This is a genomic window from Bacillus sp. LNXM12-1 (genome assembly GCF_003004375.1).
Classification (GTDB): domain Bacteria; phylum Bacillota; class Bacilli; order Bacillales; family Bacillaceae; genus Bacillus.
The window spans coordinates 138061-153006 of sequence record NZ_PVWX01000005.1; the positions used below are offsets into that span (position 1 = coordinate 138061).

At 42.5% G+C, this 14946-nt stretch carries 17 protein-coding genes; 6 read left to right on the forward strand and 11 right to left on the reverse strand.

Features of this window, described 5'->3' with window-relative positions; genetic code table 11:
* Positions 1–25 precede the first annotated feature (25 nt).
* Genes C6Y07_RS17230 through rfbF form a run of 5 tightly spaced genes read right to left on the reverse strand, consistent with a single transcriptional unit; the run spans position 26 to position 4807 of the window.
* On the reverse strand, positions 26–955 hold the full coding sequence (locus C6Y07_RS17230) for a putative nucleotide-diphospho-sugar transferase (RefSeq protein WP_060595733.1): 930 nt from the start codon (positions 953–955) through the stop codon (positions 26–28).
* A complete protein-coding gene (locus C6Y07_RS17235) occupies positions 956–2146 on the reverse strand; it encodes a glycosyltransferase family 2 protein (RefSeq protein WP_060595732.1) in 1191 nt (396 codons plus the stop codon).
* Positions 2143–3054, reverse strand: coding sequence for a putative nucleotide-diphospho-sugar transferase (locus C6Y07_RS17240; protein WP_060595731.1), 912 nt, complete (start codon positions 3052–3054; stop codon positions 2143–2145). The genes C6Y07_RS17235 and C6Y07_RS17240 overlap by 4 nt, the downstream gene beginning before the upstream one ends.
* 12 nt (positions 3055–3066) lie before the next feature.
* Entirely contained in the window at positions 3067–4038 is a 972-nt protein-coding gene (locus C6Y07_RS17245) for a GDP-mannose 4,6-dehydratase (RefSeq protein ID WP_025092661.1), read from the reverse strand.
* 4 nt (positions 4039–4042) lie between these two features.
* On the reverse strand, positions 4043–4807 hold the full coding sequence (rfbF, locus tag C6Y07_RS17250; protein WP_060595730.1) for a glucose-1-phosphate cytidylyltransferase: 765 nt from the start codon (positions 4805–4807) through the stop codon (positions 4043–4045).
* 355 nt (positions 4808–5162) lie between these two features.
* On the opposite strand from rfbF, the gene C6Y07_RS17255 reads away from it, so the two are divergent.
* The gene (locus tag C6Y07_RS17255) at positions 5163–5312 is read left to right on the forward strand and encodes a DUF1540 domain-containing protein (RefSeq protein ID WP_003213883.1); all 150 of its coding nucleotides are present in this window, start codon (positions 5163–5165) and stop codon (positions 5310–5312) included.
* A gap of 198 nt (positions 5313–5510) precedes the next feature.
* Positions 5511–6590: a DUF3900 domain-containing protein gene (locus C6Y07_RS17260; protein ID WP_106157098.1), complete on the forward strand. Its 1080-nt coding sequence runs from the start codon at positions 5511–5513 to the stop codon at positions 6588–6590.
* Positions 6591–6653: 63 nt separating this feature from the next.
* Here C6Y07_RS17260 and C6Y07_RS17265 read toward each other — a convergent pair whose 3' ends face one another.
* Positions 6654–7856: an MFS transporter gene (locus C6Y07_RS17265; protein WP_106157100.1), complete on the reverse strand. Its 1203-nt coding sequence runs from the start codon at positions 7854–7856 to the stop codon at positions 6654–6656.
* 103 nt (positions 7857–7959) lie between these two features.
* On the opposite strand from C6Y07_RS17265, the gene C6Y07_RS17270 reads away from it, so the two are divergent.
* Positions 7960–8868, forward strand: coding sequence for a LysR family transcriptional regulator (locus tag C6Y07_RS17270; RefSeq protein WP_106048673.1), 909 nt, complete (start codon positions 7960–7962; stop codon positions 8866–8868).
* 34 nt (positions 8869–8902) lie between these two features.
* Here the strand turns inward: C6Y07_RS17270 and C6Y07_RS17275 are convergent, their stop codons facing one another.
* Positions 8903–9382, reverse strand: coding sequence for an aminoacyl-tRNA deacylase (locus C6Y07_RS17275; protein WP_034664582.1), 480 nt, complete (start codon positions 9380–9382; stop codon positions 8903–8905).
* Between the two features lie 145 nt (positions 9383–9527).
* On the opposite strand from C6Y07_RS17275, the gene C6Y07_RS17280 reads away from it, so the two are divergent.
* Positions 9528–10727: an MFS transporter gene (locus C6Y07_RS17280; protein WP_106048672.1), complete on the forward strand. Its 1200-nt coding sequence runs from the start codon at positions 9528–9530 to the stop codon at positions 10725–10727.
* 17 nt (positions 10728–10744) lie between these two features.
* Here the strand turns inward: C6Y07_RS17280 and C6Y07_RS17285 are convergent, their stop codons facing one another.
* A complete protein-coding gene (locus C6Y07_RS17285) occupies positions 10745–11476 on the reverse strand; it encodes a MurR/RpiR family transcriptional regulator (RefSeq protein WP_060595724.1) in 732 nt (243 codons plus the stop codon).
* Positions 11477–11675: 199 nt separating this feature from the next.
* On the opposite strand from C6Y07_RS17285, the gene C6Y07_RS17290 reads away from it, so the two are divergent.
* A complete protein-coding gene (locus tag C6Y07_RS17290) occupies positions 11676–13004 on the forward strand; it encodes a 6-phospho-beta-glucosidase (protein ID WP_106157102.1) in 1329 nt (442 codons plus the stop codon).
* 33 nt (positions 13005–13037) lie between these two features.
* On the opposite strand, the gene C6Y07_RS19145 is transcribed toward C6Y07_RS17290, so the two are convergent.
* Together C6Y07_RS19145 and C6Y07_RS19150 are read right to left on the reverse strand one after the other, a co-directional pair.
* The gene (locus tag C6Y07_RS19145; RefSeq protein ID WP_486187498.1) at positions 13038–13487 is read right to left on the reverse strand and encodes a DUF3885 domain-containing protein; all 450 of its coding nucleotides are present in this window, start codon (positions 13485–13487) and stop codon (positions 13038–13040) included.
* Positions 13442–13684, reverse strand: coding sequence for a DUF3885 domain-containing protein (locus C6Y07_RS19150; RefSeq protein ID WP_223254159.1), 243 nt, complete (start codon positions 13682–13684; stop codon positions 13442–13444). The genes C6Y07_RS19145 and C6Y07_RS19150 overlap by 46 nt, the downstream gene beginning before the upstream one ends.
* Positions 13685–13797: 113 nt before the next feature.
* Here C6Y07_RS19150 and C6Y07_RS17300 point away from each other — a divergent pair, with 113 nt between their 5' ends.
* Complete coding sequence (locus tag C6Y07_RS17300) at positions 13798–14004, forward strand: hypothetical protein (protein ID WP_066031192.1); 207 nt, start codon at positions 13798–13800, stop codon at positions 14002–14004.
* A 10-nt stretch (positions 14005–14014) separates the two neighbouring features.
* Here C6Y07_RS17300 and C6Y07_RS17305 read toward each other — a convergent pair whose 3' ends face one another.
* A complete protein-coding gene (locus tag C6Y07_RS17305; RefSeq protein ID WP_106157103.1) occupies positions 14015–14929 on the reverse strand; it encodes an NAD(P)/FAD-dependent oxidoreductase in 915 nt (304 codons plus the stop codon).
* Between the last annotated feature and the right edge of the window lie 17 nt (positions 14930–14946).

Sequence of the window (14946 nt, forward strand, 5' to 3'; positions counted from 1 at the left end):
ACCGCTCAGTTATTGAGCGGTTTTTTCATATCTCATAAAAATGCGTGTCAGGAACGTGCTTCTTTGCAATAAACCCTTGCTGAAATTCTGGAAAGACCTTTTGCACCTGTTTAATTTTTTGATGAACCAAATCGGCATACGGAATATATAGATGATCCACTAGATTTTGTTCTGTCATATAGTAATACCAATTAAGATTAAAGGTATTCTCATCAATGATCGTAAAGGCAGAAAAATGATAGAACAAGAGTGGACATTCGTCGAGATACATATCCCCTTTCACAACTGAAAACTTGTAGTTTTCAATATTCCAAATGGCGGCATTGGCTCCTTTAGATGTCACCACATGGACCCCTTCAAAATCATCGATCCATCTTTCAACATACCGCTGATCTCCATACGTCTTATTTTCTGTATCCATTTCTACTGTACAGTGTGCAAGACAGTTTTCCTTCCATTGTGTGACCGCCTGTTTGGCAACGTCTGTGTTGCGGCAGCCGACAAATCCAGTATTAAAGCGGCCAGACAACTCATAAAAGTGATAGAACCGCTTGGAATTCATATGATCCGTCAAAAATAAATGAGCGAGCGGATTCTCTGCAAATACCGCCTCTGGATCATGATAAAAATACAAATCCGTATCCAAATGGGCGAGATAATCCGCTTCTGAGGACTCAAGGATTTTGAGCAGAAAAGCAGGCTTTAACGTCCAGCAATACTCATGGAACGTCCGATCATCTTTTGCCTTTCGCAGCGTGTCATCTTCAATGTCTTCAAGCTGTTCATATTGAACGTGCGGATGAGGGAATTCACGTAACACCTTGTAAGCCAAAGGGTCCGCACATAAAACCGACAACTTGAATGAATGGGCGGTTTGTTCAAGCGAATGAATCAGCGCCAAAAGCTTAAAAATATGGGTATTCGACACAATGGTTGTAAAATGATAAGACGCCATCTACAACACATCCACTTGAAACAAATCAACGCGTAATAGCTCTTTCGTCAGCCCTTGAATGGCTTCTACAAGCACTGTGCAGCCATATTCCTGCCGTGCAAGCTGCGCTGCTTCTGACAGCTTTTTCAAAGGGACATGCTTTGCTGTCAGCTGATCTTTTTTATCGCGTTTGATGCCTACATTCCGCTCTGTGATCAAATGAAGCAGCTCTAAAAAATAAGAAAGCAGACCATCGAATGCCGGATTTTCACGCAGCTGCCGGACCTCTTTCACAATGTCATTTGTGACGGTGTGAGAAAATGGACCAGAGAAAGCCAAATGGACATCAATGGCATCAATATTGTTGTACTTCTCGCACATATACAAAATGTTATATTTGATGTCATCAAATGACGTTAAATTACTTGGATGCTCCTGATGCACACTCATGATATCCTCTCGCAATTCAAACGAGAGACCAAGCTGATGCAGACGAATTCCTAAATCATAATCCTCAAACCCGTACCGAACGATATTTTCATCAAACATCCCGAGTGCCATGACATGCTTACGTTTGACAGAGGAGTTATTCGTAATAAAAAATCGCCACGGCAGCTCATAAGAGCCTAAATCATAGTTATACGTGCGCAAAATGTCTTTGAGAATATCAATAAACTCAGACTGCAAATCGAAGCTTTTCTCTAGAAATCCACCATTTTCAACTTCCTTCATTGATAAAAGAGGCGTTTTATCTTTCATTTTCCGCTTATACAAGCCTTGCTTTTTCAACCGATTGATATGATCCTGATCAAATGCTTCGTAAAAATAACGATAAATCCGCTTCCAGCATACACCACAAATCACAAGGTCCTCATGAACAGCATGTGCCTCCGCATGCTTTTGAATAAATTGCGGCTCTGCCAGCATATCGCTGTCATGGAATATCAGCAGGTCTCCCTCCGCCTCGCGAATGGCATGATTGCGACCCTTGGCAATCCCTTGATTGACAGGAATACGTACCTTTTTAAACGGGAAATTCACCTCAATGTTCTCAAGCATTTCCATCGTGCCGTCCGTTGACCCATTATCAGCGACAATCACCTCAAATGGAATATCCGTATCCTGAAGCGTTAAGGAAAAAAGACTCCCTTCTAAACGCTCTTTGGCATTATAGCTTGGAATAATGACGCTTACCTTTGGCTTCTCATTCATGCGTCATCCCCCTCCAATTTGGCATAGCCGTTAAACAGCGGATCGACCTTCTCAACAGATTCAATCACATGGCGCAGCACGTTTCGATAGGCTTCTTGGAAAAACGGCAGATCATTTCTCCCTTTTTCATGAATTTGCTGCATCTCATCCTTGCTCACGATGCGAAAGCCGCTGAAATGATAGCAAATGAGCGGATGCCCATCGTCCAGCAAAATACGTCCATTCTCTTCCCGATAAGAATGCTGCCCATAGTTCCAATGACCAATATTCACGCCTTTTGTTTGAATATCTTCCACTTTTTCAAACAGCTTCGGCATATGATCCAGATATCCTTGATCGCCAAACTTGCCTTCTCCCGGCGCATTTTTGCATTCCTTCAAGCATTCTTCTTTCCACCAGCTGAGGCATTTCCGGCCGGCTTCATCTCCTTTAAAATACAGGAAGCCTGAGTTATATCGTCCTAAAAGCTTCTGAAGCATCTTCACTTCCTCAGGATCGAAGCTCGGAATCACAATATCCCCTCTCGAGAGTAAAACAGAGGCATCCGGCTGATGTTGAAAAATCGCTTTCGGGCTCTCATAAAAAAATAAATCCGCATCAAGATAGGTTACGCCCTCTGCCTGCTCCTGTTCAAATAACCACTCAATCCAAATCGGCTTTAATGTCCAGCAATATTCCGAGGCATCCCGTTCCTCTTTTTTCTCCAGCAGCTCCGGCGTTTCGAGCTCCCGTACATGAACAAGATCGACATGAGGAAAATTCATTTGATGAAGCAGATCAAATGCAGCATCATCCATACATAACGTCTTGATGACAGCATCATCTTCTACTTGCTTCAATGATAAGAAAAACGCAATGGCTTGATAAAGTCTTCCACTTGATAGAACCGTACAATATATGCTGTTCATCTACTTACACCTCTATTTTTGAAAGAATTCGCGGTACCATTCAATCGTCTTCTCTAAACCTTCATCAATGGAATAGTCAGGCTTCCAATCAAGCAGCTTTCTCGCCTTTTCTGCCGACAAATATTGATGCTTAATCTCATGCGTTCCTTGGTTTAAAATACGCGGCTTCAGTTCACTGCCCATTGCCTTTAAAATCTTATCCACGAGCTCAAGCACCGTCAGCTGAATTTCATTACTAAAGTTAAATGCTTCTCCAGCGAGCCCTTTTTCCTCCATCTTCTCAGCTAGCAGCAAATAAGCCTTGACCGCATCTTCAATGTAGAAATAATCACGAATAAATGTCCCATCACTTCTAATTTCAGGTGCCTTTCCTTCTAGCACAAGCTGGATGGTTTGCGGAATGATTCTGTTGAAATTTAAATCCCCGCCCCCGTATAAATTGCCGCAGCGTGTAATACAAACCGGAAGACCATATGTGTTGTAATACGTGTGAGAAATTAAATCTGCACAGCTCTTCGATACATCATACGGATGTTTCCCATTTAACGGCATATCTTCATCGTATGGAAGCTGCTCCTGATCGCCGTATGCTTTGTCACTTGATGCAACGATGACTCGTTTGATCAGCGGCTGTCTTCTGCAAGCCTCCAGTACATTCCATGTCCCTAAAATATTGGCTTCAAATGTAGAAACAGGGTGTCTATTTGCGACCCCAACAATGGCCTGCGCCGCCAAATGGAAGACAGTATCAATTTCGTATTCTCCTAACGCACGTTCAATCGTTTGCATATCCTCCAATGCACCTTGCACCACATTCATCTTTTCGAATTGACTGCCTTGATATAAATTCGATCGAGGCACCTGATCACGCACAAGTCCAGTTACGTTTGCACCTTGATCAATCAATTCCTTGACGAGATAGCTTCCCAATAGTCCTGTACATCCAGTCACAAATACGTTTTTCCCATTCCAAAATCCGCTCATGCCGTCACCAAACCTTCCATGGTTGTTTTCCATTTGTCCACATGCCATTGATTTCCTTCAGGTTCTTATACGTATCGATCGCTGTCCAAAATCCGTGGTGCTCATAAACCGCAAGCTCTCCATCATTCGCCAGATTTTGAAGAGGCTCCGCTTCAAACACGCATTGATCATCGTCTGTCAAATAGTCAAATACCTTTGGAGACAACACAAAAAATCCTCCATTGATCATCCCGATACTGTCTGTCTTCTCAGAGAAGGATTGTGCCATCCCGTTATATACCTTCAACGTCCCGTACTGTGACTTCTTTTCAATTCCTGTGACAGTCGCAGCAGCCCCAAGATCCTGATGACGCTTCAGCAGATGAAACATATTGATATTGGCAAGTCCATCACCATACGTCATCATGAATGTCTCATCCCCAATGTAGTCCTGTGCCTGCTTTAACCGTCCGCCTGTCATCGTCTCCTCACCCGTATCTAAAAAGGTAATTTTCCAGTTCTCTAACTTTCCTAAAAGCTTCATTTCTCCTGTTGCCATATCCAGCTGCATGCTGTGATGCCGCCAGTCGTAGTTCAGAAAATATTCTTTGATCTTCTCTCCTTTATATCCAAGCAATAAGATAAACTCATCTACTCCGTAATACTGATAGATTTTCATAATATGCCATAGAATAGGCCGATCTCCGATCATAGCAAGTGGTTTAGGAAGCGCTTGTGTGACCTCACTCATTCTCGTTCCCTTTCCTCCGCAGAGAATGACTGCTTTCATCTTCTCCCCTCATCTCTCTATGAAAATTTTTGATTGAAAACCTTATCTTTATGCGGAAAATCAGTACATGTACCCTCAGACTTTGTCCGACATCAGGTTTTGAATCTACTCTATTCATATGTCGAAATGAGAGATGGTGCCACCTAGCATTTAACTATTTTTACAAATAAAAAAAGAGCGAGATTTGTATTCTCGCTCTTTCAAAGTTTAAATTGTATATTATCAGGGTAGATGGTATGATAAACATGTGCATCATCAGCACAAACAGCCTCTTTTTATAAAGAGACTACTAGATGGAATGAATTCAAGTGGCAGCTTGCTTCATTCTCAATATGAATCACGGAGGTGAATTCCCATGGCACAAAACGTACTTTGTGAAGTGAACTCTTGCCGTTTTTGGGCTGATAACAGCTGTACAGCTTCTACCATTAAAATTGGTAAAAACACAATGACTGATGTGACTCGCAATGCTGAAACTGATTGCGAAACATTTGAAACAAAATAAGTTGTTTTTCTGAGATGAAGGAACTGGCAGGTTCCTTCTTTTCTTTTATCATTCTATCAAGAATGATAATTATTATCAAGTGTTTTTCACTAAACATTTCTCGGGAAATAATGACACGATATTTCTCCATTCGTTGACGATTTTCACTCCTTTTTCTATACTCAACATATCCGAAGAAGAAAAAGTGGTGACCAATCAATGGATTTTACGATACGTTTTCTATCATTCTTTGTCGTAGAAATCGAAGGCAAAGATGAACAAGCAAATAAACGGTTCAAGCATTATCAAACATTAGATCAAGAGGAATTTGAACAAAGTGAGCTGAAGGACTTTTTAGATGGTGAGCTAAAAAAAATCGTCAAACGAAAAGTGGACAGACACCCTAAATCAGAACAAGTACCGACCAAAATTGGCCGATTCATTGTCGAACCCGGTCATGAACTCGATTCAAATCCAAACTACAATTTATTTCATCAGACGAGATTTGCCGATACAAAAGAAGTATTTAATGAATGCAGCGAACAGTTTGTTTGCACGTATTTAGATACAAGTGCTGTCAGAGGCGGCGTTTTTTTAGTTGCGTCTGCCGTCCCTAAAAAGTACTTCGATGACTCCTTTGTCTTTATTATGAAATGCGATTTTGAACAGAAAGTGGCTTCTATCGCTGATACATCTACCTTGATCAAAAAAGTCGAAATGGCCATTACAACAAAAAATATGAAATCGATTCAATATCCGTTTATGCCAGAAGAGGGCATGACAGAGGAAGCTGAAGTGAAAATTCACCAATCCTCACATGCGCGTTATTTTGAGGACTTTCTGAAATTCGTCGAATACGGGGAATCTATGCCCGAAATCATGAAATCACAGGTCATGAATATGGTGCAGGAACAAGTATTTGAAACATTACAGGATGAAAGTGAAGAATTAAAGCAGTTCGAAGAGGATCTTGAAATATGGGAAGCGAGTGAAAAACGAGAAATTAGAGAAACACTCGATACAGAACAGGTCACACTAGCAGCTTCTCACATTGTGGAACAAACCCCTGATATCACAATGAAAATGCGTCTAGGTGAAACAGAAATCAAAGGACTTCTCGCGGACTTTGGCCACTCGATCCATATTGCGAAGGTCAACAATCGATATGTCGTGCTCGTTGAAGCAGACCAAATCGTCTTCGAAAAAGGAAGCACACCTGTTGAATTCCATAAACCAAATGGATTAAAAGAGGTTGTCAGCCACCTGACGCAAAAAGCCTACGATTCAGACATAGAATAAGAGAATATGACTGCCTCTGCGATCAGCTGCATGAGGCAGTTTTTTTATATAACGCTTCATTTTTTACACTGCACGAGAAGAAACATGCAGCTGCCCGCCTCTTGCCCACATGCTGACAAGCATTAAGCTTATGATGAGCATCAGCCAAAAGACACTGTTTGTTCCGAAAAACTGAATCAACGTATATCCGCACAAAGGCCCTAAAGCAGCACCCATATCTTGAACAAAAGAATAGCTTGCGAGAAAGCGGTTCTTATCTGTTTGAGCAGAGGCTTTTTGAAAGGCAAGTGTATCGGTGAACGTTGTTACAATCGTTGCCAGCAGCTGAATCAAAAGCAGCATCAATAGGAACCAGCCGCTTACCTTCAGCATGACCCCAAGAAAACTGAGCCCTCCAAATGAAAGAAACATCCAGCATAGCATTCGTTCCTTCATCACAAGCCGATCAAACCATTTGCCTGTTCTCGGTGCGACAAATGGTTCCCACCCCCACCTGATTGCTTGAATGACACCGCTTAAAGCCGAAGCTCCGATGACAAAGCCAAATAGAGCAAATTCATCCTGATCGATCTTTGCTTCAATGACATGACTCAGCGTGGATGCGAATAAACCTTGTATAATAAGTGCGACCAGCATGCCTGTTATCAGTACTTTTACAACATCTCGTGCAAACCACTTCTGTTTGATGCCATGATACATCTGCGTGCCTTCTCTCTTTTCAATTTCATCCAAAGATACATAAAAAACGCACCCTATCAATGTGAGTAAACCAAAGACAAGCGTCATGGACTGGAAGCCGAACAAGCTGGCGAAAATCCCGCCAAATAACATACCAAATAAACTGCCAAGCCGGTAAAGCCCATTATAAAGACCCGTCAAATGTCCTTGTGAGCCTTCGTCCATTTCAGCCAAAACCCTCATCCCGCTCATACGGAGTAACGTCCAAGCAAGCCCCCATGCGCAGCGGCAGATCAGCAGCAGCCAAAAACCACTCATCCCATATAATGCCGTGGTCACTGACGCGATCAAAATCGCCATTAATACACCGGTCTTCATTGGGATATAGCGATAGAGCCACCAAACGACAGGCGCTAGCGGAATGCGAATGAATCGGTTGATGGACAGCAGTAACCCGACCTCCCAAATAGATGATAAACCAATCTCTTTCCAATAGACTGGAAGAACAATATAGAGCATTGAATCCCCAATAAGTGCAAATGCTGTGATGAGCGATATTGACACAACTTGCTTTTGACGATGATCCATTTTCCCTTCCCCCTTCGCTATCTTTACGATAAGGGATGCTTTATAATAAATCTAATGAATGTTTTTGATTAAACCATTAAAATAATTGATAGGTGGTGCAAAGTTGAATTTACATGCCCTTCGGATTTTTGCAAAGGTCGCAGAGACTAAAAGCGTCACACAAACAGCAGACGCACTATCTTTGACACAGCCAGCTGTGACGGCTCAGCTTAGAAGCATTGAACGAGAGATCGGTTTTCGCCTTTTTAAACGAAACGGCCGAGGAATTGCGCTCACAGAAATGGGAAAGATGCTGTATCCTTATGCCCGGCAAGTGTTCGAGGCTGAAAAGGAAGTAGAATATCAGATCACGCTATTACAAAATGGGAAAAAGGGGCGCCTCCGCATCGCTTCTACCTACGTACCACTCAACTTTTTACTGCCTGATTGGCTCGCTGCTTTTAAAACATCATCACCACAGACAGAAATCGAATTAAAAAGCGGAAACTCCGCTCAAGTGATAGACAGCCTGCTTCAATATGAATCAGATGTGGCCATCGCTGTAATTGAAGATTTGGATCATGAGGAGATCGTTACCTCCCATTTGACGAATTTAAGCTATGATTTTATTGTGCCAGCAGACCATCCGTTAAACGGAAAAACCGTCCCGCTAGAGCGCCTGAGCCTGGAGCCTTTTTTAATGCGTGAAGAAGGCAGCTCCACAAGAGATAAGCTCTTTTCCCTTTTCACCTCGAAAGGAATTAAAAAACCGACTGTTGATTTACAATTCAGCGGTGTTCATGAAGCGATTCAAATGATCAAAGCTGGCTATGGGATCACACTTGTTCCCCGTGATGCGGTTCAAGGCAGTCTCAAGCGGAAAGAGATTGGGCGCGTATATATCGAAGGCATAGAAATCGTCAGACCCGTTGTTATCTGCAAACGGGCGAATGATCTTGAAGAAAATAGAACAGTGGATGCCTTTCTGCAAATGAAAGATATCGGTCCATTTAAGGCGCCTGCTGCAAATTAAAAAAGTGCCTGCATAAGAAACAGGCACTTTTTTTCTATTCGGCTGGTTGAACAATGTCATACGGTACAGCCTTTGAGGCTTTCACTAATTGTTCTGGTGTGATGAGGATTTCATTTCCCCATTCGCCTGCTCCAACGCCTAATACCTCTTCCTCTAATAACGAAGCTTCGATGATGGTGCGGAAGCCTTCTGGCTGCCAGCAAAATGGCGGTATCGAGCCAATTCGGTAGCCCGTCACTTCCAGAACCTTCTCTGGTGATGCCATTTTAATATTACGAGAGCCGGCCGCTTTCTTTAGTTTCCCTGACTTAATATGCTGGTCTGCGCCAACCATCACAAGCAGCTGCTCCCCTTCCCCTGTTTCAAAAATCAATGTTTTGATCATTTGTCTTTCACGAAAACCAAGGGCTGCTGCTACATTTGCGGCTCCCTTCTCTGTTTCGGAAGAAAATGTTTTGATCTCATATGGGATGCTGTGCTGATTCAAGAATTCATGTGCTGGCAGTACTTTCATTGATTTGAACCCCTTTCCTTGCGATGTCTTTCATTTAGCTTATCACAATCCTCTCATCCTTAAGTTGTATTTTTCAATGAAAAGCCTCTGGGTCCTTCATCACCATGCTATACTGAACTTGTTTTTGAAAAGGAGCCGGTTGGATATGGGAAACAAGTTTTGGTATTATACAGGCAGTAAAAGCCTTCTCATGCTAAGTGATATTCTATTTGTGATGACGATCACGTTTGTGATCTATCAAGATACACAATCTGTTGCCTATGCGGCTCTATTTCCGCTAATAAGAACGCTATGCCAGCTATTAGCTGGGCTCATCTCTCCTGTTTTGGCAGATCACTTTCAAGCGGGTCGGCTGTTGAAATGGGTCCCGCTTTTACGTCTTGTGATGCTCATCGTGTTTACAGCCCAATTTCATTTCTTTCAGCAGCATATGGTCTGGCTGTTTGGTGCGCTTATTCTCATTTCCATCACAGGTGGATTCATCAGTCCTTTATTACAGGCCATCATGCCGATGCTTGTGCCAGCAAATCAGCTTGTGAAAGCGAACAGTACAGCCTCCATTTTTCATCAAACGGTGCAAATCGCCGGTTATTCGTTTACTGGAATGCTCGTCCTGTTGATTGGTCCTTTTTATTTAATGTGGATTACTTGTTTCATGATTGTGTTGTCTTATTTGTTTTTCATCCCTGTTTTTCCTCTTCTCAAGCAAGAAGACACGGTTCGAAAAGCAAATAAGATGAACAGTTTCAAGGATGGCTGGACGATCATTTGGACAAACAAAACAATTCGCACCCTGACCTTTATGGATGTGTGTGAAAATATAGCGGGTGCTGTGTGGATCGGGGCGATTACGCTTGCCTTTGTAACACAAGATTTAAACGAAAGTGAAGATTGGTGGGGGTTTATCAATGCCGCTTATTATACAGGCGCCATTCTAGGCGGGCTCTTGGCTGCGTGGATAAGCCGGTTGATTCAAAAGCAGCTTCTTCTCTTTATGGCAGCTGGTTCATTCATTTATGCAGTGCTGACTATTGTCTTTTCACTGAATAGCCTGCCGTGGCTTGCTTTGCTGCTTTGCATTTTGATGGGGCCTGCTTATCAAATTCGAGATGTTTCGCAGCAAACCATTCTTCAAACGGAAACGCCCGTCCGAGATTTATCAAAGGTGTACTCGGCTCATTACGTCCTTTCTTCTGTATCTGTCGGTTTATCTATTTTCTTTGTTGGATTGATTGCAGATGCATTCGGAGCGAGGACTGTGTATTTGCTAGGCGGTTTGTTTGTGCTCATCTGTTCGGGGATTGCCATCCTCACTTTTATGAGACAGAAAAAAAAGAGCGGCTGATTCATGCAGCGGCTCTTTTACTTTTTCTTTAACATCGCGAACATGTCACGAGCCATCGCTTCTAAAATATACACAACTGGCGTCTGTGTCGTAATATTGGCTCTGTGAACCCGTTCGTCTGTCACGTAATAAGCAATATTTAAATCGGAAATGCGCGAAATCGTACAGTGCTGATTGTTTGTAATACTAATGATTTTGCTTCCTTCTCTTTTTAACTTCGAAATATGATCAATCGTAATACGGTTCTCCCCTGATACAGACAGCACAATGGTGACACTATTGTCTAAATACTGCATATTCATCGGGAAAAACGGATCATTGATGTAAAATGAAAATTTCTCAAGACTCGAAAAATACCTCGCCCCATACTGTGCCAAAATACCAGAGCTGCCAGTTCCGATAAACAGCACATTTTTTGCATCGGCAATGAGCCTTGCTGCCTCCTTAATTTTCCCTTCAAAGTCCCCTTTCAGTGTGCGTTCAATAAATTCATATAGAAAGTGCTGTGTGCTTTTTAAAGTAGGAGTTTGCTCTGATTCTAAATACATTTTGAGTTTCACTTTAAACTCTGAAAAGCCTTCACAATTCACTTTTCGGCAAAAGCGAAGGACAGACGAGGTGGAAATATGGGCAGCATCTGCTAAATCCCGAATTCTCATATACACGACCTTTTCACTGTTTTCCATGATATATCGGTATAAAGCGCTTTCTAGTTCATTAAAGCTGGAAATGACCTCACTTGAAAACATCTGACTTCCCCTTTCTCCAACAGCATGTCACAATGTGTTTCTTTTATGTAACAAATCTCTAAATAGGGCACCCTTGCCTAAAGACGCTGAAGTCATTTACGCACTAGATGCTCTCACGATAAGCTATAGATGTACAGACAAAAGAATTGGCTTTTCTCTATTATAACATTGCGCGTTACATTATTCGGAGGTGCAGCACATGGCAAAAGGATTAAAGGTTGTCACAATTGGCGGAGGATCAAGCTATACACCAGAGCTTGTAGAAGGATTTATTAAACGATACGATGAATTTCCGATTAGCGAGCTTTGGCTTGTCGATATTGAAGCAGGAAAAGAAAAGCTTGAAATCGTCGGAAATCTTGCAAAACGAATGGTGAAAAAAGCAGGACTTCCAATCGAGGTTCATTTAACATTAGATTGCCGGAAAGCGCTTGCGGGCGCTGATTTCGTTACAACACAATTCCGTGTCGGACTTCTTGAAGCACGTATGAAGGATGAACGCATTCCTTTAAAATATGATGTCATTGGTCAAGAAACGAATGGTCCAGGAGGTCTATTCAAAGGACTTCGCACCATTCCAGTCATTCTTGATATTGTCAAAGATATTGAAGAACTGTGCCCAGACGCATGGCTTGTGAATTTCACCAACCCAGCTGGTATGGTCACAGAAGCCGTTCTTCGCTATTCAAACCATCGCAAAGTCGTTGGCTTATGCAACGTGCCAATCGGTATTCGCATGGGAATCGCCAAAGGACTTGATGTAGACGCAAGCAGAGTCGAAGTCAGCTTTGCTGGATTAAACCATATGGTCTTTGGACTCAATGTATTCTTAGATGGCAAAAGCATCATGGATCAAGTCATCGAAGACATGGCAGATCCAAACTCCAGCATGTCGATGAACAACATTCAAGCCATTCCGTGGAATGCAGATTTCTTAAAAGGGCTTGGCGTCATTCCATGTCCATATCACCGCTACTACTACAAAACAAGTGATATGCTGGCTGAAGAAAAGAAAGCAGCAGAGAATGAAGGAACTCGTGCAGAAGTCGTTCGTGCACTAGAAAATGACCTGTTCGAGCTTTACAAAGATCCTGATCTTGATATCAAACCGCCACAGCTTGAAAAACGAGGCGGTGCTTACTACAGTGATGCGGCTTGTAACTTGATTGCATCCATTTATAACGACAAGCACGACATTCAGCCGGTGAACACCATCAACAATGGTGCCATCAGTGACATTCCAAATGATTCTGCCGTTGAACTGAACTGTGTCATCACAAAAGACGGTCCTAAACCAATCGCTGTTGGCGAGATGCCTGTCGCAGTCAAAGGACTTATTTCTCAAATTAAATCTTTTGAACGTGTTGCCGCTGAAGCAGCCGTGACAGGCGATTACAACACAGCCCTTGTCGCAATGACGATCAACCCGCTCGTCCCATCTGATGCGATTGCAAAAAGCATCCTAGATGAGATGCTAGAAGCACACAAAGAATATTTACCACAATTCTTCAATAAAGTAGAAGCATAAAACAGAACCGCACTTGTCAAAAGTGCGGTTTTCTTATTTCACTGCAAAAAGCCTGTCCATCTGAGCACGATCATAGTCTAATAGCCAGTGCTGTAAGCCCTCATAGACTGGCCGAAGACGCTCAGCATCTGCCGCAATAAGATCACAGCCTCGATCATCATATAAGTGGAAAATCATCTGTTTTGTGAGATTGATGAGATAAATTTCATAACCAAGCTTCCCGTTCATAATTTGATTCGGTGCATAGAAATCCTCCTGGCATATGGCTTGTAGAAGTGGGCGTAATCGGATATCTTGCAGCTGACAAGTTAAGGTAAATCTCTCCAATGTCAGTGGCTCATCTAGTTCTGGTCTAACATAGGTCAAAAGCTCGTGACGTAATCGATTGCGTACTTGCTGGCGGACATATTTCTGATAAACTAGGAGCTTTTGCTTCGTTAATTCATGTTCATGCTGCGTATAGACATCCGTGACAAACAGAATATCGTCTTCTGATCAAAAGCATATCTGACAATTTTCAAAGCACGATCCCCTGCTTTTTCTAATACAACTGATTCTTCTCCTAATGACCAATCTGCCACTTCAAAGCGAAGCCCAAAAGGCCATTGATAAAAAAGGGACGGTGTGAGGACAAGATCAGGAAAATGACTTTTAAAAAAACTATTGGTTTGATCGCTCATCTCATGTCCTTCCATTGGTTTTATTTATTATTTTACCGTTGAAACTGATGGAAATGCAATTGGAAATAAACTGTCATTTCTTATATGATGGAAAGAGATGGAGGTGTGACCAATTGAAAAAATCAAAATGGTTTCTACAAGTGTTCCTCACAGCATTGATCACCATGTGGGTACAGACTGGACTTGATCAGGCGAACATCATTCATATCACCAATGTATGGGTCGATGCCAGCAGCTGGATCCTTATCTTCTTTGTCATCTACGCACTTTTTGAATGGGCAGCTCACGTCTTAGCAAAACGGAAAACCGCTCATCGCTGAACATCTCTTTTCATAGAGATGTTTTTTGTTGAAATTCCTCTTGCACAAGTTCATGGATGACGCCCATTCCTGCCTGGCTTCCCGCAGCTGCTGCAAGTACAAGCTGAGCAGGGCCGCCTAAATTGTCACCGCATGCAAAGACACCGCTGACGGTTGTACGTCCAAGAATATCTGTTTCAATGCCGGCATTTTTCGTCATTTGACAGCCTAATTTTTCAGCAAATGGAGCTGACTGCTTGAATTCACTTGCGACAAATCCGCCTTCTCTTTTCACCGTTTCCCCATTCGAAAGGTGAAGAGAGTGCATTTGTCCATTCTCATGATGAATTGACATAATCGGTACATCAATGACTTGAATAGAATGTGCTGATAGCAGTGCCTTATCCTCTTCAGCAAACACTTGCTGCCCATTCGTAAACACGATCAAATCCTTTGTCCAATTGGAAAGAAGTTTAGCCATATGCAAGGCGCGTGGATTCTCAGCAATTAGGGCAAGCGGCTTGTCCTTTAGCTCCCAGCCATCGCAGAAAGGACAGCTAAACAACGTCTTTCCATACACGTCATGAATTCCCTTAATCTCTGGCAGTATATCCTGAAGTCCTGTTGCCAATATGATTTTCTTCGCTTCGAATCTTTCTCCCTCTTGTGTCAGTAACGTAAAGTTGTCCTCATTGTTTTGTATCTCAACAATTCTGCTTCGCTTTATTTGGATATGAGGGTAGTTTTGAATATCTGCCTCTCCCGCTTGTCTGATCTCAAACGGTGTCATTCCATCGTTTGTAATAAATCCATGTGATTCCTGGGTCACTCGATTTCTTGGCATCTCGTCATCGAATACAATGACCTGTTTTCTGCCCCGCCCCACAACAAGTGCTGCACTTAATCCGGCTGGCCCGCCTCCAATAATGGCACAATCTAATAGCATATAAATCTCTCCTTTTT